This window comes from Micromonospora sp. NPDC005163 (assembly GCF_053599835.1).
The window spans coordinates 57,486-75,163 of the sequence record NZ_JBSFYP010000021.1 but is presented as its reverse complement, the minus strand read 5'-3'; the positions used below and the strand labels follow the sequence as shown (position 1 = coordinate 75,163).

Annotated in this window: 16 protein-coding genes; 7 read left to right on the top strand and 9 right to left on the bottom strand. The window is 71.0% G+C overall.

What is annotated here, in order from left to right:
- Positions 1-27 precede the first annotated feature (27 nt).
- From ACWD6N_RS16720 to ACWD6N_RS16695, 6 genes are all read right to left on the bottom strand, one after another.
- Positions 28-981: a sugar kinase gene (locus ACWD6N_RS16720; protein ID WP_450004970.1), complete on the bottom strand. Its 954-nt coding sequence runs from the start codon at positions 979-981 to the stop codon at positions 28-30.
- A complete protein-coding gene (locus ACWD6N_RS16715) occupies positions 978-1,616 on the bottom strand; it encodes a bifunctional 4-hydroxy-2-oxoglutarate aldolase/2-dehydro-3-deoxy-phosphogluconate aldolase (RefSeq protein ID WP_387327492.1) in 639 nt (212 codons plus the stop codon). The genes ACWD6N_RS16720 and ACWD6N_RS16715 overlap by 4 nt, the downstream gene beginning before the upstream one ends.
- A gap of 2 nt (positions 1,617-1,618) precedes the next feature.
- On the bottom strand, positions 1,619-2,767 hold the full coding sequence (gene dgoD / locus ACWD6N_RS16710; RefSeq protein ID WP_354965714.1) for a galactonate dehydratase: 1,149 nt from the start codon (positions 2,765-2,767) through the stop codon (positions 1,619-1,621).
- Positions 2,768-2,774: 7 nt separating this feature from the next.
- Positions 2,775-3,590, bottom strand: coding sequence for a carbohydrate ABC transporter permease (locus ACWD6N_RS16705; protein WP_450004969.1), 816 nt, complete (start codon positions 3,588-3,590; stop codon positions 2,775-2,777).
- On the bottom strand, positions 3,587-4,534 hold the full coding sequence (locus tag ACWD6N_RS16700; RefSeq protein ID WP_387327486.1) for a carbohydrate ABC transporter permease: 948 nt from the start codon (positions 4,532-4,534) through the stop codon (positions 3,587-3,589). Before ACWD6N_RS16700 ends, ACWD6N_RS16705 begins: the two co-directional genes overlap by 4 nt.
- A gap of 70 nt (positions 4,535-4,604) precedes the next feature.
- Positions 4,605-5,846 carry an ABC transporter substrate-binding protein gene (locus tag ACWD6N_RS16695; RefSeq protein ID WP_387327483.1) on the bottom strand — a complete coding sequence of 414 codons (1,242 nt, stop codon included), beginning with the start codon at positions 5,844-5,846 and terminating at the stop codon, positions 4,605-4,607.
- Positions 5,847-6,033: 187 nt separating this feature from the next.
- Between ACWD6N_RS16695 and ACWD6N_RS16690 the strand changes: the two genes are divergently transcribed.
- Together ACWD6N_RS16690 and ACWD6N_RS16685 are read left to right on the top strand one after the other, a co-directional pair.
- A complete protein-coding gene (locus tag ACWD6N_RS16690) occupies positions 6,034-6,798 on the top strand; it encodes a FadR/GntR family transcriptional regulator (protein WP_354965711.1) in 765 nt (254 codons plus the stop codon).
- Positions 6,799-6,805: 7 nt separating this feature from the next.
- The gene (locus tag ACWD6N_RS16685; protein WP_450004968.1) at positions 6,806-7,303 is read left to right on the top strand and encodes an N-acetyltransferase family protein; all 498 of its coding nucleotides are present in this window, start codon (positions 6,806-6,808) and stop codon (positions 7,301-7,303) included.
- Positions 7,304-7,352: 49 nt separating this feature from the next.
- Here the strand turns inward: ACWD6N_RS16685 and ACWD6N_RS16680 are convergent, their stop codons facing one another.
- Positions 7,353-7,814 carry a VOC family protein gene (locus tag ACWD6N_RS16680; protein ID WP_387327477.1) on the bottom strand — a complete coding sequence of 154 codons (462 nt, stop codon included), beginning with the start codon at positions 7,812-7,814 and terminating at the stop codon, positions 7,353-7,355.
- A gap of 202 nt (positions 7,815-8,016) precedes the next feature.
- On the opposite strand from ACWD6N_RS16680, the gene ACWD6N_RS16675 reads away from it, so the two are divergent.
- Positions 8,017-8,838 carry an SAM-dependent methyltransferase gene (locus ACWD6N_RS16675; RefSeq protein WP_387327474.1) on the top strand — a complete coding sequence of 274 codons (822 nt, stop codon included), beginning with the start codon at positions 8,017-8,019 and terminating at the stop codon, positions 8,836-8,838.
- A 98-nt stretch (positions 8,839-8,936) separates the two neighbouring features.
- Here ACWD6N_RS16675 and ACWD6N_RS16670 read toward each other — a convergent pair whose 3' ends face one another.
- Complete coding sequence (locus ACWD6N_RS16670; protein ID WP_449935777.1) at positions 8,937-9,821, bottom strand: endonuclease/exonuclease/phosphatase family protein; 885 nt, start codon at positions 9,819-9,821, stop codon at positions 8,937-8,939.
- Between the two features lie 262 nt (positions 9,822-10,083).
- Positions 10,084-11,277, bottom strand: coding sequence for an endo-1,4-beta-xylanase (locus ACWD6N_RS16665; protein ID WP_387327468.1), 1,194 nt, complete (start codon positions 11,275-11,277; stop codon positions 10,084-10,086).
- 553 nt (positions 11,278-11,830) lie between these two features.
- Between ACWD6N_RS16665 and aceB the strand changes: the two genes are divergently transcribed.
- Genes aceB through ACWD6N_RS16645 form a run of 4 tightly spaced genes read left to right on the top strand, consistent with a single transcriptional unit; the run spans position 11,831 to position 17,644 of the window.
- On the top strand, positions 11,831-13,414 hold the full coding sequence (gene aceB, locus ACWD6N_RS16660) for a malate synthase A (RefSeq protein WP_387327465.1): 1,584 nt from the start codon (positions 11,831-11,833) through the stop codon (positions 13,412-13,414).
- A 32-nt stretch (positions 13,415-13,446) separates the two neighbouring features.
- Positions 13,447-14,919 (top strand): FAD-linked oxidase C-terminal domain-containing protein, encoded by a 1,473-nt coding sequence (locus ACWD6N_RS16655; RefSeq protein WP_387327462.1) that lies wholly within the window; start codon positions 13,447-13,449, stop codon positions 14,917-14,919.
- Entirely contained in the window at positions 14,919-16,205 is a 1,287-nt protein-coding gene (locus tag ACWD6N_RS16650) for an FAD-binding oxidoreductase (RefSeq protein ID WP_387327459.1), read from the top strand. The genes ACWD6N_RS16655 and ACWD6N_RS16650 overlap by 1 nt, the downstream gene beginning before the upstream one ends.
- The gene (locus tag ACWD6N_RS16645) at positions 16,205-17,644 is read left to right on the top strand and encodes a (Fe-S)-binding protein (RefSeq protein ID WP_387327456.1); all 1,440 of its coding nucleotides are present in this window, start codon (positions 16,205-16,207) and stop codon (positions 17,642-17,644) included. Before ACWD6N_RS16650 ends, ACWD6N_RS16645 begins: the two co-directional genes overlap by 1 nt.
- The last annotated feature ends 34 nt before the right edge of the window (positions 17,645-17,678 follow it).

Here is a 17,678-nt window from a genome sequence, read left to right as displayed (position 1 = left end):
CTTTCTCAGGTGCCGCGCTGGGCGGGTTTACCGGATGGTGCTTCCAGTCTCGTGTTCGTCGAGAAGGGACAGTTCGGCGCGGCGCGGCAGGCCCTCCCAGTCACCGTGAGCGGCGACGGCGAAGGCGCCCACGGTCACCGCCCGACGCAGGCGGCCGTCGAGGTCGAGCCCGTCGAGGTGCCCGGAGAGGTAGCCGGCGCTGAACGCGTCACCGGCGCCCACCGTGTCGACCGCGGTCACCGGCACCGCCGCGACGTGCCGGACGCCCTGGCGGGTGTGGGCCCGGGCGCCGTCGGCGCCGAGCTTGACCAGGACGGTCCGCACGCCGCGCGCCAGTAGGCGCGCGACGACGCTGGGCTCGTCCGCCCCGGGCTCGTCGACGAGGTCCAGCTCGTCGGCGGAGGCGATGACCAGTGAGGCGTACGCGGCCAGCGGGGTGAGCGCCGTGCGGGCCGCTTCCCGGGTCCAGAGCCGGGCCCGGTAGTTGACGTCGAGGCAGACCAGCGTCCCGGACCGGGTGGCCGCCTCGGCCGCCCAGGTGGTGGCCTCGCGGGCGCTGTCGGACAGCGCCGGGGTGATCCCGCTCAGATGCAGCACCCGGGCGCCCTCGGCGATCGGCGCGCGCACGTCCTCGATGCTCAGGGCGGACCCGGCCGAGCCGGACCGGTGGTACCGCACCCGGGTCACGTCGGCGGTGCGCCGTTCCAGGAACATCAGCCCGGCGGGCCGGGTGGGGTCGGTGGTCACGCCGTCGACGCGTACGCCTTCGGCGCGCAGTTGCCGCAGCACGTACTCGCCCAGCTCGTCGTCGCTGACCCGACCGACCCAGGCGGCCCGGTGGCCGAGCCGGGCCAGGCCGATCGCGACGTTCGACTCCGCGCCGGCCAGGTGCATGGTCAGGGCGCCACCGACCGCGAGCGGTCCGGCCGCCCGCAGCGACACCAGTGACTCGCCGAAGGTGAGCAGGTCGACCGCGGTCATGGGACCGGCCGGTGGGTCGCCGCCGTCAGGTAGCCGCGCGCCCGGGCGCGCAGCGCGTCGAGGTCGCCGCCGGACGCGGCGTCGCCCACCAGCGGGCCGCCGACGCCGACGGCGATGGCCCCGGCGTCGAGGTAGGCGGGCATCTCGGCCAGACCCACCCCGCCGACCGCGAGGAGGGGAAGTTCCGGGAACGGGTCGCGTAGCGCCCTGAGGTACGCCGGGCCGCCGAGCGAGGCGGGGAAGAGCTTCACCGCCGCCGCCCCCATCCGGACCGCGGTGTACGCCTCGGTCGGGGTGAGCGCCCCGGCGGCGACCGGCAGACCGCGGCGAACGGCCTCGGGGATCGAGTCGACGACGGCCGGGGTGACGACGAAGTGCGCTCCGGCGGCGGCCACGTCGGCGACGTCGGCGGCGGTCAGCACCGTTCCCGCGCCGACCAGCGCGCCGACCGGCGCGGCCGCCCGGATGGCCTCGATGACGCGTAACGCTCCGGGTGTCGTGAGGGCCACCTCGACGATGCGTACGCCCTCCTGGAGCAGCGCCACGCCGGTGGCGATCGAGGCGGCCGTGTCGGTGCCGCGGATGATCCCCAGAAGGCGGGCCGCGGCGAGTTCACCGGTCAGGTCCAGGGTCATGCTCACCATTCCGCGTAGGAGCCGTCGGGGTGCCGGAAGGTGGGGCTGCGCCACACGTGCCCGCGCTTGTCCGCCGCGCGTACCGCCTGCTCGTCGACCTCGATGCCGAGCCCGGGCGCGGTGAGCCGCTCGATGTGCCCGTCGACGAAGAGCAGCGGGGTGGTCTCCACGACGTAGTCGAGGACCTCGGCCCCGAGGTTGTAGTGGATGCCGATGCTCTGTTCCTGAATCAGGTAGTTGGGTGTGGCGAAGCCGATCTGCAGGCACGCCGCGAGGGCGATCGGCCCGAGCGGGCAGTGCGGGGCGAGCTGCACGTCGTAGACCTCGGCGAGCGCGGCGATCCGGCGTACCTCGGAGATCCCGCCGGCGTGCGAGAGGTCCGGCTGGGCGACCGCGATGCCGGCCTGGAAGACGGGCAGGAACTCCTGCCGGCTGTAGAGCCGCTCCCCGGTCGACACGGGCGTGGTCGTGGACCGCACGAAGTCGCCGATGAGGTGGGAGTTCTCCGGTACGACCGGCTCCTCGAGGAAGAGCGGGCGGTACGGCTCGAGCAGCGGGGCGACGCGGCGGGCGTTGGCGAGGGTGAACCGGCCGTGGAAGTCGACGGCGACGTCACGCTCGTCGCCCAGCACCTCCCGGGCGGCGGCGACCCGCTGGACCACCCCGTCCAGCTCGGCGACGGACGCGATCGGGCTCATCCGCCCCGAGGCGTTCATCTTGACCGCGGTCAGTCCGGCCTCCACCTGCGCCGCGATGTGGTCGCGGACCTCGCTGGGCTCGTCGCCGCCGACCCAGCCGTAGACCCGGATCCGGTCCCGGACCGGGCCGCCGAGCAGCTGGTGCACCGGCGCCCCGTACCGCTTGCCGGCGATGTCCCACAGCGCCTGGTCCAGGCCGGACACCGCGCTGGCCAGGATCGGGCCGCCCCGGTAGAAGGAGCCCTTCGTCATGGTCTGCCAGTGGTCCTCGATCCGCAGCGCGTCCCGGCCGATCAGCAGCTCGCTGAGCTGCTCCACGGCGGTGCGGACGGTTTCCGAGCGGCCCTCGCAGGTCGCCTCGCCCCAGCCGACGATCCCTGATTCGGTCTCGACGCGGACGAAGAGCCAGCGGGGGGCGACCAGGAAGGTCTCGACCCGAGCGATTGTCGTCACGGTGTCCTCAGCCCTTCGTCGCGCCGGCGGTGAGGCCGGAGACGACGTACTTCTGCACGAACAGGGCGATCAGCATGATCGGCAGGGTGACGACGCTGGCCGCGGCCATGAGTCCGCCCCAGTCGATGCTGGCGTAGCCGACGAAGTCGAAGATCGCGACCGGCAGGGTCTTGGTGTCGGCGCCGGAGAGCACCAGGGCGAACATGAAGTTGTTCCAGGAGAAGATGAAGGACAGGATGCCGGCGGTGGCCACGCCCGGTATCGACAGCGGCAGCGTGATCCGGCGGAACGCGCCGATGTGGGTCAGCCCGTCGACGAGCGCCGCCTCCTCGAGTTCGATGGGCAGGCTGTCGAAGTAGCCCATCATGATGTAGACCACCAGCGGCAGCGACACGAACATGTGGCTCAGGATGAGCACGCTGAAGCCGCCGACCATCTTCAGGTTCGAGAAGACGTAGTACCAGGGCACCAGCAGGGAGACGCCGGGGATGACCCGCGCCATCAGCACGACGAGCGCGGACTTCCTCATGTTGAAGCGGCTCATGGAGTACGCCGCGGGCACGCCCAGGACGATGGAGAGCACGGTGGCCGCGAAGGCCACCCAGAGGCTGTTGACGATGAACTCGACGTAGTTGGCCTGCTCCAGGACGTTCGCGTAGTTCGTCAGGGTGGGCGAGAAGGCGAACGCCTTGCCCGTGTCGTAGATGTCGACGTTCGTCTTGAACGAGGCGGCGACCATCCAGAGCAGCGGCGCGAGCAGCGCGATCACCACGACGGTGAGCGCCACCACGCGGAACACCCGGTAGGCGAGGCTGGACTTCATCGCTTCGCCTCCTTCCTACGCGAGGTCAGAGCCCACATCGACCCGATGATGATCAGGAAGAAGACGATGAGGACCGTCGATGAGATGCCGTACTCGTTGTAGTCGAAGCTCAGTCCGTAGGCGTACACGTTGAGCGTCTCGACCTCGTGGAAGGAGCCGCCGCCGCGGCCCTTCGTGGCGTAGAGGATGTCGAAGGTCTTCAGCGCGTCGATGCCGCGCAGCAGGATCGCGACGATCACGGTCGGCATCACCAGCGGCAGGGTGACGTGCCGGAACCGCTGCCAGGTGCTGGCGCCGTCGATACGCGCCGCCTCCTGGGGCTCGTCGGACAGCGAGGTCAGGCCGGCGAGCAGGATCAGCACCACCATCGGGGTCCACTGCCAGACGTCAATGAAGATCGTCGTGGGCAGCGCCGAGTGCTGGCCGGCCAGCCACGGTTGGGGTCCGATGCCGACCCAGCCGAGTACCTGGTTCGCCATGCCGATGTTCGGGTCGAAGATGAGCCGCCACATCATGCCGACCGCGACCGGGGTGGCGACCAGCGGCATCAGGATGGCGACCCGGACCCATTTCTGACCCCGGAACGGTCGCCACAGCAGCAGCGCGACCGCCATGCCGAGGACGACCTCGAACAGCAACGCGACGACGGTGAACGCGGCGGTCCGGCCGACGGCGGGCCAGAACCGGTCGGTGTCCGAGAGCACTTCGACGTAGTTCTGGAAGCCCACGAACTCGGACTCCGCCCGAACCGAGCCCTCGGCGTCGGTGAGGCTGAGGTATCCGGTCCAGGCCAGCGGAAAGACGATCAGCGCGGCGACGAAGACCATGGCCGGCGTCGCGAAGAGCCACTTGCGATGGTCGTTGGCCCAGCGGGCCCACGCCGGCGTGTCCGGCGTCTCCGATGCTCGGCGGGGCGGTCTGGTGGGGGTGGTCACTGCTGCCATGAGATCTCCGGGGTGGGCGGGCCCGGCGGGGGTGGCGGAGCCGGACGGCCCCGCCACCCCCGCGCCAGGCTTACTTGGCCTCGTCGTCCAGGAACTGCTGGAACGCCTCGTTGGCGGAGTCGGCCGCCGCCGCGGCGTCCTTGCCCGCGATGGCGTCGACGATCGGCTGGCCGACGATCTCCCGGGCCTGGGCGACCTTGTTGACCAGCGGGCGGTCGTGACCCACGCCGTCCTTCGTGCTGGCCGCGATGGCCTCGACGAGGTCCTTCGGGTACGTGGCGGTGCCCTCCGGGTTGGCCCAGACCGAGGTACGCGCGCCCGGCACGCCGGACTTCTGCTGCGCGAGCGTCTGCTCCTTGCTGGTCGCCCACTCGACGAACTTCCAGGCGTTGCTCTGGTTCTCGGAGTTGTCGTTGATGCCCAGCGCCCACGAGGGGATGTTGTAGGGCTTCGAACCGGCGGGGCCGGCCGGGAAGGGCGCGAAGCCGACGGTGTCGGAGACCTTCGACTTGGCCGGGTCGGTGGCGTTCTTGTAGAGCGAGTTGGCCTCGGTGTAGAACGCCGCCTTGCCCTGGGTGAAGATGGCCATCGCCTCGGGCCAGCTCATGTCGGTGCTGACGTTCGCCGGGCCGTGGTCCTTCAGGAGCCCGCCGTAGTAGGCGTACGCCTGCTTGGCCTGCTCGCTGTTGACGGTGGCCTTGCCGCTGCTGTCGACGAAGTCACCGCCGAAGCTGTAGAGGAAGCTGGAGAACTGGGTGACCGCCGGCGACTTGCCGGTACGCGCCACGAAGCCCGCGATGCTCGGGTCGGCGGCCTTGATCTTGGCCGCGGCCGCCTTGAGCTCGTCGAGGGTCTTCGGTGCGGCGGTCAGACCGGCCTTGCCCAGCAGGTCCTTGCGGTAGTAGAGGACCTCCTGCTCGGTGATGATCGGGACGCCGACCGCCTTGTCCTCGTACGAGGTGGCGTCCACCGGGCCGGCCTGGAAGTCGCTGAAGTCCCAGTCCTTGTTGGACTTCACCTTGTCGGACAGGTCGGCGAGGTACTTGTTCTTGGCGAACAGCTTCCCCTCCTGCAGGGGGCGGTACATCATCACGTCGATGTCGCTGGAGCCGGCGTTCAGCTTGACGTTGTACTGGTCGGAGAGCTGGTCCTCGCCGAGCTGCGTGATCTCGACCTTCAGGCCGGACTGCTTCTCGAACTCGGGCAGGGCCTGCTTGATGTTCTCCGTCCACACGTGGTTGGCCAGGGTCACCCGCACGGTCTTCGACGAGGCGCTGTCGTCCCCGCCGCCGCCGCACGCTGACAGGCCCATGGCGGCAACCACGGCCAGAGAAGTTCCAAATATCGATCGACGCCGCACGTCCATCTCTCCTTCTGTCGTGGTCGCCGCTTCGGGGGTAGAGCACGACCTCGCTGTTAACGTCCGCTTAACGTCCGGATGCTAGGCCGATAAAGCGGATTTATTCAAGGGGTGATCTCCAACTGATATGCTGCAACGCGTGGACCGGTCCTCATCAGGGGTTGCAGCCGTCCAGAAGAAGGCCCCTGCCGAGGCCGGGCTGCACGCACAAGTTCTCGACCACCTCGGCACCGCCATCTGCGGAGGCCAGCTGACGCCGGGCTCCGTCCTCAACATCGACGAGCTGGTCGACCGGTACGGCGTGTCCCGCTCGGTTGTCCGCGAGGTCCTGCGGGTGCTCGCCGCCATGGGGTTCATCGAGACCCGCCGCCGGGTCGGGGTGCTGATCCGGCCGACACGCGACTGGAACGTCTTCGACCCGCAGGTGATCCGCTGGCGACTGGCCTCGGACGGCCGGATGGCACAGATGCGCTCGATCACCGAGCTACGGACGGCCGTCGAGCCGCACGCCGCCTGGCTGGCCGCTCGCCGGGTCGACCACGACGAGGCGAGCGACCTCGTCGGGTTGGCGGCCAAGATGTGGGCCGCCGGGAAGGCCGGGGACGAGGAGCGCTTCCTCCACCTCGACATCGAGTTCCACCGTCGGGTGCTGGCCGCCTCGGGTAACGAGATGTTCGTCAGGCTGCAGGACCTGGTGGCGGAGGTGCTCACCGGCCGCCACCACTACGACCTGATGCCGCACTACCCTCACGAGCAGGCTCTCCAACTGCACGCCGACGTGGCGCAGGCGATCCAGCGCCGCGACGGCGACCGTGCCCGCGCCGCGATGGTCCAGATCATGGAGCAGGCGTTCGGCGAGATGAAGTCGATGTGGGAGCAGACCGGCGAACCCGGCCAGGGCTGAGCTGCTGATGGCTGACATCTCCGTGCGTCCCATGGCTGCCGGTGACGCCGAGCGGGTCCTGGCGATCTACCAGGCCGGGCTCGACGCCGGCAACGCCAGCTTCGAGGTCACCGCGCCGACCTGGTCGGCGTTCGACGCCACGCGCCTGACCGCGCACCGGTTCGTGGCCGTCAGCGGCGAGAGCGGCGTCGTCGGTTGGATCGCCGTCTCGCCGACCTCGACCCGCGCGGTCTACGCCGGCGTCGTCGAGCACTCCGCCTACGTCGATCCGGCCGCCCACGGGCGCGGGATCGCCCGACTGCTGCTGGACACGCTGATCGCCTCGACCGAAGCCGCCGGCATCTGGACGATCCAGTCCGGTGTCTTTCCGGAGAACACCGCCAGCCTGACCCTGCACGAGCGTGCCGGGTTCCGCGTCATCGGCGTTCGCGAGCGCGTCGGTCGCCATCACGACCGTTGGCGGGACGTCGTCCTGCTGGAACGCCGTAGCCCCGCCATCAGCTGACGAGCGCGGCAGGTCGCCGCACCAGCCGCGACGTCACAGGTGAGCCGCCTCAGTCCAGGCAGAACTCGTTGCCCTCGGGGTCGGCCATCACGATGAAGCCGGCGTCCAGTGGGGGAGCGGGCTCGGAGCGACGTACCCGCGTCGCCCCCAGCGCGAGGAGCCGGTCGCACTCGGCCTCCAGCGCCGCCATCCGCTCCTCTCCCTGCAGCCCGGGGGCCGCACGGACGTCGAGGTGGACGCGGTTCTTGGCGACCTTGTCCTCCGGCACCTGCTGGAAGAACAGCCGTGGGCCGTGCCCGTCCGGGTCCTCGATGGCCGATCTCGTGTTGCGCTCCTCCTCCGGTACGCCGATCCGCGCGAGGAAGTCGTCCCATGCGGCCAGCGGGTCGGCGCCCTCGGGCAGGTCGACTCCGGGCGGGCCGGGGAGCACGTAGCCCAGCGCCTCGCACCAGAAGCGCGACAGCGCCCGCGGGTCGTGGGCGTCGAAGGTGACCTGGATGTGGCGGCTCATCGGGTTGCTCCGTTCGTAGTGGGTCTCGGAGGTCGCGCTGCGGGCAGACCTTCTTCCATGAGTCACCCTGCCACGCCCAGCGGACAGAATCGGTCCGCTACTCCCGCCGGTGGGCCGTGCCGTGGCGCCGCTCTCCGAGGGCATTCGCAACGACCGTCGGGTGTGTACCTTGTAGAAATCGAACGCGGCGATGGGGGGTCTGGTGACTGGCCGGAGCGGGGAACTGTCAGCGGCGGACCGGATCGACACCACGGTCGCGCACCCGGCTCGCAGGTACAACTACCTGTTGGGCGGCAAGGACAACTTCGCTGCTGACCGGGAGTCTGGTGACGCCCTCGCGGCCGCGATGCCCACGATCCGGCTGGCCGCGGTCGAGAACCGGATGTTCCTGCAGCGGGCGGTGCGATTCCTGGCGCAAGAGGGCGTCCGGCAGTTCCTGGACATCGGCACCGGCATCCCGACCGCCGACAACACCCACGAGGTCGCCCAGGCGATCGATCCGTCAGCCCGGGTCGTCTACGTCGACAACGACCCGATCGTCCTCGCCCACGCCCGCGCGTTGCTGAACAGCACAACCGAGGGCCGCACCGCCTACCTCGACGCCGACCTGCGTGAGCCCGACAAGATCCTCACCCATCCGGACCTGCGGACCACGTTGGACCTGTCCCAGCCCGTCGCGCTGATGCTGGTGGCGATCCTGCACTTCATCCGTGACGACGAAGACCCCAAGGGCATCCTCGACCGACTCGTCGCCGCGCTCCCTGCCGGCAGCTACGTGGTCGCTTCGCACGTCACCTGGGAATACATGCCACCGACCGTGACCGCGAAGCTCGAAGCCAGCAATCACGACGGGCGGTTCCGCGCCCGGCGCACGGAGCAGTTCGCCGAGCTGCTCGCCGGGATGGAGCTCGTCGATCCGGGCATCGTGTCCGTGGCGCGGTGGCGCGCGGATGACGCGCCGCAGCCACGACCATCCGTGCAGGACGTGTCCGTCAACGGCGCCGTCGCCCGCATTCTGCGATAGCCAGCGACGGAAGCCTGCTCGCTAGCCGCAGCGAGGCCCTGCGCCCGCGCGGGGGACAGGCGCGCCCCGCACCGTGATCTGGTTCAGGCAGCTCGGGCCTACGCCGGGCGGGCGGGTGCCCCGGTCTGTGCGGGGGTCGTCCAGCCGGGATGTCTGCCCTCGATCGTGAGCGTGGCCAGCAGCCCGGGGTGGTCCGTCGCCCCGTGCATTCCTATCGAGCGGCGGCAACAGATCGTGACGTCGGGTGTCGTCATGACATGTTGCAGCGCGCCGTCGTCGATCCGCAGGTACTCCGGCGGCACGCAGGATCGCACGTCGGGGGAACGGTCGTGCCGGAGATTGAGGTCGCCGATCAGCACCGTCGGCGCGTACCCCACGCTCCTGCGGATCGCTGGCACGACCGCGTCGAGCAGGTGACGGCACTGGTCGAGCGCGACGGTGATGCTGGTGGCCGCCAGATGTGTGGTGCAGGCGTGCAGCGAGCCGGGGACCTGGACGCAGAGCCAGGCTCGTTCCTCAGGGTCCGAGACATCCTGCGCCGGGTAGATCCCGCTCCGCACCGTGTAGGGGGTGGTCGTCGCATCGACGCGGGTCAGCAGTCCGATGCCGTAGGGCTCACCGTTGAGGCATCGGGTGACGGCGCCGCTGGGGCGGTCGCCGGCGGCCTTGAAGGCGGACATGACCGTATCGTCGGGGTGGACGGTCGCCAGCGCGGCCTCCAGCACCGCCACATCGCCCCGGCAGGTCTCGTTGAGAGAGACCACGTCGGGCACCTCCGCGCTGATCACCTCGACCGCCGCGGTCACCGACCGACCCGTGTAGCAGCCGGCGCGGCCGCTGTTGCAGAGGTTCAGCTGGAGCACCCGCAGGGCCGAGGATTCGGTCCTGGTGGCCAGCGGCGGACGGGCCGGCACCGTGGCGGCGGCGACCAGGCACACGACGGCCAGTGCCCAGCGGAGAGATCGGTACCAACGGTCAGCCACGCGCGGTCCGCGGAATATGACCAACGGTGGCACCGTCCAGCAGGAGGCGCCTCCGGAGACGGGTCTCGCGGGTGACGTCGACGGCTGACTGCTCGGACACGCGGACTCCGGATGAAGCAGGCGACAGTCGTCGCCGAGGTGCAGCGATCCTACTGCCGGCCCACCGGCAGGAGCACCATGCCCGCGGGCCGTGTGGGGCGCGGAGCCCCACACGGCCCGGTCGTGCTCCGGTGACCCTCGTCGGCTCAGCCGAAGCGGTCGGTCAGCGGCGCGGCTTCGGAGTGGTGCGCGGCAGGACGTACGGCGGGCCGGCGAAGATCAGGTCGGACTTCAGCTCGTGGTACGCCCGCTTGGGCTGGTAGTTCTCGTCATAGATGGTGGCCAGGCCCTCTGGCGGGTCGTTGAACCAGCCCGGCACCCAGGAGTGCCGGTCACTGAAGCCCCAGACGGTGTACGACAGGCAGCTGCGCACGGCCAGGCAGGCCTTCATCAGCACACTGAAGTTGGCGGCCGACGCCTGCAACCGGGGGTTGATCTCGGCCGCGTTGCCGGCCCGGACGGCCTCGGTCATCTCGCTGCGGACGTCGACCTCGGTGAACGCGGTGGCGACACCGAGCGCGGTGAACTTCTTCAGCGCGGCGGTCACCTGGAGGGTGTCGTAGTTGCCGTACTGCGTGCCCAGGTGGCCCTGGGAGCCGATGCCGTCGACCGGGACGCCCTGGGCGCGCAACCCCTTGACCATGTCGTAGACGAACTGAGACTTGTCGTCGGCGGGGTTGCCGGAGCCGAACGCCTCGATGTTGTAGTCGTTGTAGAACAGCAGCGCCCGGGGGTCGGCGGCCCGCGCCCAGCGGAACGCGTCGGCGATGTAGCCGGGCCCGAGGTTCTGCGCCCAGAAGCCCTTGTAGTGCAGGGTCGACGGGGTGTCCCAGGGGTCACTGACCGCCTCGTTGACCACATCCCACTGCCAGATCTTGCCCTTGTAGCGGTTGACGACGGTGGTGATGTGCTTGCGCAGCAGCTCGCGCAGCTCCTGCTTGCTGATGGAGCCGTCGGCGACGCCACTGGTCAGCCAGGTGGGCAACTGGTTGTGCCAGACCAGCACGTGGCCGCGCACGCTCTGCTTGTTGCGCCTGGCGAACTCGACGAGTTGGTCGGCCGCCGCCCAGTCGTAGACGCCGCGGGTGGGCTCCAGGCTCTCCCATTTCATCGCGTTCTCCGCGGTGACCGAGGAGAACTCGGAGGCGACCAGCCTGCGGTACTGCGGGTCGTTGGCGTCGTTGAGGGCCGCCATGTCCACCGCGGTGCCGACCTGGAGACCGTGCCGCAGCCCGAGAGCCGCCAGGCTCTGGGCGGTGGGATCGTACGGCCGACTCGCGGTGGCCGGCACCGCGTTCAGTGCCGCGACGGTCGCGACCGCGACCGCGCCGACACTGATCCACCGTCGTTGCTTCATCTGCCTTCCTTTCGGCACCAATCGATCTTTATCGATCATCAGATGGAGGGTGCGGGCATGGTGCTGATGGGCTGGGAGCAGGGTCGGTGTCGGGTGTCCGAGGTCTCGGGCTGACCGTGGTGGCTCCGACAGCTCTTCGGGTGGAGACCCGAAACCTGCCCGAAACGTTAAGGCTGTCGATGGACCCCATTAAGGTCGAACACTTCCGGAAATCCGCCGCGTGACCTGCGAAGTGCTGGTGTCGTTCGGTTCGAAACTTCCGAAGGTTGGTGGCGCTGGCAGATCAACGGGCGGCTCGACCGCAGGTGGGGACCGGCGCGGCCGGCCGATCATGGCGGCGCCGGGCCGGTGTTTCGGGTCGTATCCGCCCCCTCGCCGCCGCACGGTTCGGCCCATCTGCCGCTCGCCGCGCCTGAAGCGCCGTTCGCCGCACCGGGTCGACCGCTCCCGGCGACTGTGTCGTCGCTCAGGCATGGTCCCGTACGGCAAGAACTACAGTCGGCAGGAGCGCGTCCGATCGATCACCACGCATGTCACGGTGAGGAGCGAGTCGATGACCATCCCTGCGGGCGTCGAGGTCACAGGCCCGATGCACCCCCGGTACGACGAGATCCTCACCCCGGAGGCGCTGGCCTTCCTCGCCGATCTGCACCGCGCCTTCGACCCGCGTCGCCGGGACCTGCTCGCCCTGCGACGGCAGCGTGAGGCAGAGCTGGCCGACGGTGGGCTGCTGGACTTTCTGCTGGAGACCCGGGAGATCCGCGAGGCCGACTGGCGGGTCGCCGAGCCGGCACCGGGCCTGGTCGACCGCCGCGTCGAGATCACCGGACCCACCGACGCGAAAATGACCATCAACGCCCTGAACTCCGGCGCGAAGGTGTGGCTGGCCGACCACGAGGACGCCAACACCCCGCTCTGGGAGAACGTCATCTCCGGTCAGCTCAACCTGCGCGACGCCATCGACGGCAAGCTCGCCTTCACGTCCCCCGAGGGCAAGCAGTACGCGTTGCACGACGGCGAACTGGCCACGATCGTGGTACGACCGCGCGGCTGGCACCTCACCGAGAAGCACATCCTCGTCGACGGTGAGCGGACCTCCGGCAGCCTCGTCGACTTCGGGCTCTACTTCTTCCACTGCGCGCGCCGGCAGCTCGACCGCGGCGCCGGGCCCTACTTCTACCTGCCCAAGATGGAGAGCCACCTCGAGGCGCGACTGTGGAACGACGTCTTCCTGGCCGCCCAGGAGAGGCTCGGCATCCCGCGCGGCACCATCCGGGCCACCGTGCTGATCGAGACCTTCCCGGCCGCGTTCGAGATGGACGAGATCCTCTACGAGCTGCGGGAGCACTCCGCCGGGCTGAACGCCGGCCGGTGGGACTACATGTTCAGCGTGATCAAAAAGTTCCGCACCCGGGGCGCGGACTTCCTTCTGCCGGACCGGAACGCGGTGACGATGACCGTGCCGTTCATGCGGGCGTACACCGAACTGCTGGTGCGGACCTGCCACCGACGCGGCGCGCACGCCATCGGGGGGATGGCCGCCTTCATCCCCAGTCGACGCGACCCGCAGGTCAACGAGACCGCCCTGGCGAAGGTCCGCGACGACAAGACCCGCGAGGCCGGCGACGGTTTCGACGGCTCCTGGGTGGCCCACCCCGACCTGGTGCCGATCTGCCGGGAGGTCTTCGACACGGTGCTCGGCGACCGGCCGAACCAGCTCGACCGCACCCGCGAGGACGTACGGGTCGTCGCCGCCGACCTGCTCTCGGTGGGCGCCACCCCCGGCCCGCACAGCGAGACCGGGTTGCGCAACGCGGTCAGCGTCGGGGTGCAGTACCTGGCCAGCTGGCTGCGTGGCTCCGGCGCGGTGGCCATCTTCAACCTGATGGAGGACGCCGCCACGGCGGAGATCTCCCGCAGCCAGGTGTGGCAGTGGCTGCACAACGACCTCACCCTCGACGACACCGGCACCCGGGTCACCCGGGAGTTGGTCGAGCGGATCGCCGACGAGGAGATCGCCAAGCTCCCCGGCGACCCGGGCGACTACACCGCCGCCCGGGCGCTGTTCATGGAGGTCGCCGTCGCCGACGACTTCGCCGACTTCCTCACCGTGCCGGCGTACGAACGGATGCCCTGACCGACGACCGACCCTACGCGCGGAGGTGGGCGATGAGCACAGCCGGAACGGACCTCGAAGCTCTCACCGCCGCGCTGCGAGCCGCCATCGGCGCGGACCGGGTGATCAGCGACCGACAACAGCTGCGCACCTACGAGTGCGACGGGCTGGCCCAGTACAAGGTGGTCCCGGCCCTCGTCGCCCTCCCCGCCGACGCCGCACAGTGCGCCGCCGTGGTCCGCGCCTGCGTCGCCGCCGACACCCCGTTCGTGGCCCGTGGCTCGGGCACCGGGCTCTCCGGGGGCGCGCTGCCGCACGCCGACGGCGTCCTGATCGTCACCTCGCAGATGCGGGAGATCCTGGAGATCGCCCCGTCCGACGAGCGGGCGGTGGTGCAGCCCGGCGTGATCAACCTGGCGGTCACCCGGGCCGCCGCCCCGCACGGCTGGTACTACGCGCCCGACCCGTCCAGCCAACAGATCTGCTCCATTGGCGGGAACGTGGCGGAGAACTCCGGCGGCGCCCACTGCCTCAAGTACGGCTTCACCACCAACCACGTCACCGGCGTCGAGCTGGTCACCCCCGACGGCGACCGGGTACGCCTCGGCGGCCGGGCGCCCGACGCCCCCGGCTACGACCTGCTCGGAGCGTTCGTCGGCTCCGAGGGCACCCTCGGCATCGCCACCGAGGTGACCGTGCGGCTGACCCGGTTGCCCGAGTCGGTGCGCACCCTGCTGGCCGCCTTCGAGAGCACCGACCAGGCGGGCGCGGCGACCTCGGCGATCATCGCGGCGGGAGTGGTGCCGGCGGCGGTGGAGATGATGGACGCGCTCGCCATCTCCGCTGCCGAGGCGGCAGTGCACTGTGGCTACCCGGCCGGCGCCGGCGCGGTGCTCATCGTCGAGCTGGACGGGCCCGACCCGGAGGTGGCCGCCCAGTTCGACCAGGTCGTACAGCTCTGCCGGGACAACCGGGCGTTCGAGATCCGGATCGCCGCCGACGACGCCGAGCGGGCGCTGTTCTGGAAGGGTCGCAAGTCCGCGTTCGCCGCCGTCGGACGGATCAGCCCCGACTACATCGTCCAGGACGGGGTCATTCCGCGCACCGCCCTGCCTGCGGTGCTGCGCCGCATCGGTGAACTCTCCGCCGAACGTGGCATCCGGGTCGCCAACGTCTTTCACGCCGGTGACGGCAACCTGCACCCGCTCGTCCTGTTCGACGCGGGCGTCGACGGGCAGACCGAACGCGCCGAGGAGGTCTCCGGCGCGATCCTCGACCTCTGCGTGAGCCACGGCGGGTCGATCACCGGTGAGCACGGCGTCGGCATGGACAAGGCGAAGTACATGCCGCGCATGTTCACCGACGACGACCTGGACACCATGCAGTTGCTGCGCTGCGCGTTCGACCCGGCCGGTCTGGCGAATCCGGGCAAGGTCTTTCCGACCCCCCGGCTCTGCGGCGAGATCCCCGGTCGACGCAAGGGGGTCCACCCCGCGCAGGAGGCCGGTCTGGCGGAGGCGTTCTGATGCCCGCCGACGCGATCCTCGACCGGCTCCGCGCCGCCGCCACCGAGACCACGACCGACGGCCGGCGCCCGGACGGCTCCGAGTCGGTCCGGCCGGCCGGCGACCACGACGTGATCGCCGGGATGCCCGCGCGCTACGTCGCCACACCCCGCGACACCGCCGGAGCGGCGACCCTGCTGCGGGCGGCCGCCGCCCTCGACCTCGCGGTGACGGTCCGCGGCGCGGCCACGAAGCAGGCGTGGGGAAGCCCGCCCCGGCGACTCGACCTGATCCTCGACACCACGGCGCTGGCCGGGGTGGTCGAGCACGCCGCCGGTGACCTGATCACCGTGGTCCGGGCCGGCACCCGCCTCGACGAGCTGGCTGCCACCCTGGCCGGCGCCCGCCAGCAACTCGCCCTCGACGCGCCGCTGTCCGGCGGCACCGTCGGCGGCGCGGTCGCCACCAACACCAGCGGACCTCGCCGGATGCTCTACGGCACCGTGCGCGACCTGATCATCGGGGTCACCCTGGTCCGCGCCGACGGTGTGGTCGCGCACGCCGGGGGCAAGGTGGTCAAGAACGTCGCCGGCTACGACCTGGCCAAGCTGGTCACCGGCGCGTACGGCACGCTCGGGCTGATCACCGAGTGCGCGTTCCGGCTGCACCCGCTGCCGTCCGCGGTCGCGTACGTCACCCGTCGGACCGACGACCCGGCCGAGGCGGGACGGCTCGCCGGCACCGTGCGCGCCGCGCAGCTCGTGCCCACCGCGCTGGAGGTGGACGCGCCGGCCGGTGGGGGAGCGGTGGTGACGGTGCTGCTGGAGGGCACCGCGGCCGGGGTGGCTGCCCGCGTGGAGGCGACCCGTCGGCTCCTCGGCGGCGACGCCACCGCTTCCGACGAGCCTCCGGACGGTTGGGGCCGGTACCCGTGGCGGGACGGCGACATTGGGCTGAAGCTGACCGCCGCGCTCTCCGGCGTACCGCGGTTGCTGGCCGACGCCCGGGCGGCGGCCGATCGGTGTGGTCTGCCGCTCGCGCTGCGCGGCTCGGCCGGCGTCGGGGTGCTCTACGCCGGGCTGCCCGGCACGGCCGACCCGGAGCGGGTCGCCGGCCTGATCGACGCGCTGCGGACGGCGAGCGCCGCCGTCGCCGGGCACGCCGTGGTGCTCACCGCGCCCCCGCCCGTACGGGACCGCGTGGACCTGTGGGGGCCCGTCGACGGTCTGGCACTGATGCGCCGGGTCAAGGAGCGCTTCGACCCCGATGCCCGGCTCGCGCCCGGCCGATTCGTGGGAGGGATCTGATGTCCATTCCCCGGCAGCCCGACCGTCGGGATCCGGCGGGCGCGGCCCGGTCCGCGGAGACCGCGCCGCTCAGCTCGCCGGGCGGAACCCGCCCGGCAAGTGGGCCCCGCGACGTGCTCGGGCTGGCCGCCCAACCGCCCGGCCAGGGCGCGTTTGACGCGCACCATCCGCCCGCCGCCGAGCTGGTCTCGGACTGTGTGCACTGTGGCTTCTGCCTGCCCGCCTGCCCCACCTACGTGCTGTGGGGCGAGGAGATGGACTCGCCGCGCGGGCGGATCTACCTGATGAAGGAGGGCCTGGAGGGTGAGCCGCTGTCCGACTCGATGGTCACCCACTTCGACCAGTGTCTCGGCTGCATGTCCTGCGTGACCGCCTGCCCGTCCGGTGTCCGCTACGACCGCCTCATCGAAGACACCCGGCAGCAGGTCGAACGCCGGCACCACCGCGGTCCCCGGGAGCGGGCGCTGCGGGCGGCGATCTTCGCGCTCTTCCCGTACCCGCGGCGGCTGCGGCTGTTACGCGGCCCGCTGCGCGCGTACCAGGCCAGTGGAGTGCGCCGTCTGGTCCAGCGGACCGGACTGCTGCCCCGGCTGGCGCCCACCCTGGCGGCGCTGGAGTCCCTGGCCCCCCGGCTCCGCCGGCCGCAACGCCCACCGAAGCGGGTTCCCGCGGTCGGTCCCCGGCGGGCCGTGGTCGGCATGCTCATCGGCTGCGTACAGGGTGCGTTCTTCCCCGAGGTCAATGCCGCCACCGCCCGGGTGCTCGCCGCCGAGGGCTGTGACGTGGTCATTCTGCCCGACCGGCAGGGTTGCTGCGGTGCGCTGAGCGTGCACAACGGGCGCGAGGCGGAGGCGCAGCGCTTCGCCCGCCGGATGCTCGACACGTTCGCCGCCGCCGGCATCGACTTCTTCGTGGTCAACGCGGCGGGCTGCGGCTCCACCCTCAAGGAGTACGGCGACCTGCTCCGGGACGATCCCGGCTACGCGGCGCTCGCCGCCGACTTCGCCGGCAAGGTGCGTGACCTGTCCGAGCTTCTCGACGAGCTGGGTCCGGTCGCCACCCGGCACCCGCTGCCGGTGACCGTCGCCTACCACGACGCCTGCCACCTGGCCCACGCCCAGGGCGTCCGCGCCCAGCCCCGCCGGCTGCTGCGCGACATTCCCGGGTTGGAGCTGCGGGAGATCGCCGACCCGGAGATCTGCTGCGGGTCGGCGGGGATCTGGAACGTGCTCCACCCCGGGCCGGCCGCCGAACTCGGCGACCGCAAGGCCCGCACCGTACTGGCCACCGGGGCGCGGCTGCTCGTCACCGCCAACCCCGGCTGCCTCATGCAGGTCGCCGCCGCGGTGACCCGCGCTGGCGGCGACATCGCGCTGGCCCATACCGCCCAGGTCCTCGACGCCTCCCTCCGCGCCCGTCCGGTGGAGGAGCTGCTGTAGGGCCCCAATTCATCCGCCACCGTCTCCGAGCGTC

Excerpts from the sequence above, each read along its gene's own strand:
- ACWD6N_RS16720 (WP_450004970.1), bottom strand. The coding sequence starts at position 981 with ATGACCGCGGTCGACCTGCTCACCTTCGGCGAGTCACTGGTGTCGCTG.
- ACWD6N_RS16715 (WP_387327492.1), bottom strand. The coding sequence starts at position 1,616 with ATGACCCTGGACCTGACCGGTGAACTCGCCGCGGCCCGCCTTCTGGGG.
- ACWD6N_RS16705 (WP_450004969.1), bottom strand. The coding sequence starts at position 3,590 with ATGAAGTCCAGCCTCGCCTACCGGGTGTTCCGCGTGGTGGCGCTCACC.
- ACWD6N_RS16700 (WP_387327486.1), bottom strand. The coding sequence starts at position 4,534 with ATGGCAGCAGTGACCACCCCCACCAGACCGCCCCGCCGAGCATCGGAG.
- ACWD6N_RS16695 (WP_387327483.1), bottom strand. The coding sequence starts at position 5,846 with ATGGGCCTGTCAGCGTGCGGCGGCGGCGGGGACGACAGCGCCTCGTCG.
- ACWD6N_RS16685 (WP_450004968.1), top strand. The coding sequence starts at position 6,806 with ATGGCTGACATCTCCGTGCGTCCCATGGCTGCCGGTGACGCCGAGCGG.
- ACWD6N_RS16680 (WP_387327477.1), bottom strand. The coding sequence starts at position 7,814 with ATGAGCCGCCACATCCAGGTCACCTTCGACGCCCACGACCCGCGGGCG.
- ACWD6N_RS16665 (WP_387327468.1), bottom strand. The coding sequence starts at position 11,277 with ATGAAGCAACGACGGTGGATCAGTGTCGGCGCGGTCGCGGTCGCGACC.
- aceB (WP_387327465.1), top strand. The coding sequence starts at position 11,831 with ATGACCATCCCTGCGGGCGTCGAGGTCACAGGCCCGATGCACCCCCGG.
- ACWD6N_RS16655 (WP_387327462.1), top strand. The coding sequence starts at position 13,447 with ATGAGCACAGCCGGAACGGACCTCGAAGCTCTCACCGCCGCGCTGCGA.
- ACWD6N_RS16650 (WP_387327459.1), top strand. The coding sequence starts at position 14,919 with ATGCCCGCCGACGCGATCCTCGACCGGCTCCGCGCCGCCGCCACCGAG.
- ACWD6N_RS16645 (WP_387327456.1), top strand. The coding sequence starts at position 16,205 with ATGTCCATTCCCCGGCAGCCCGACCGTCGGGATCCGGCGGGCGCGGCC.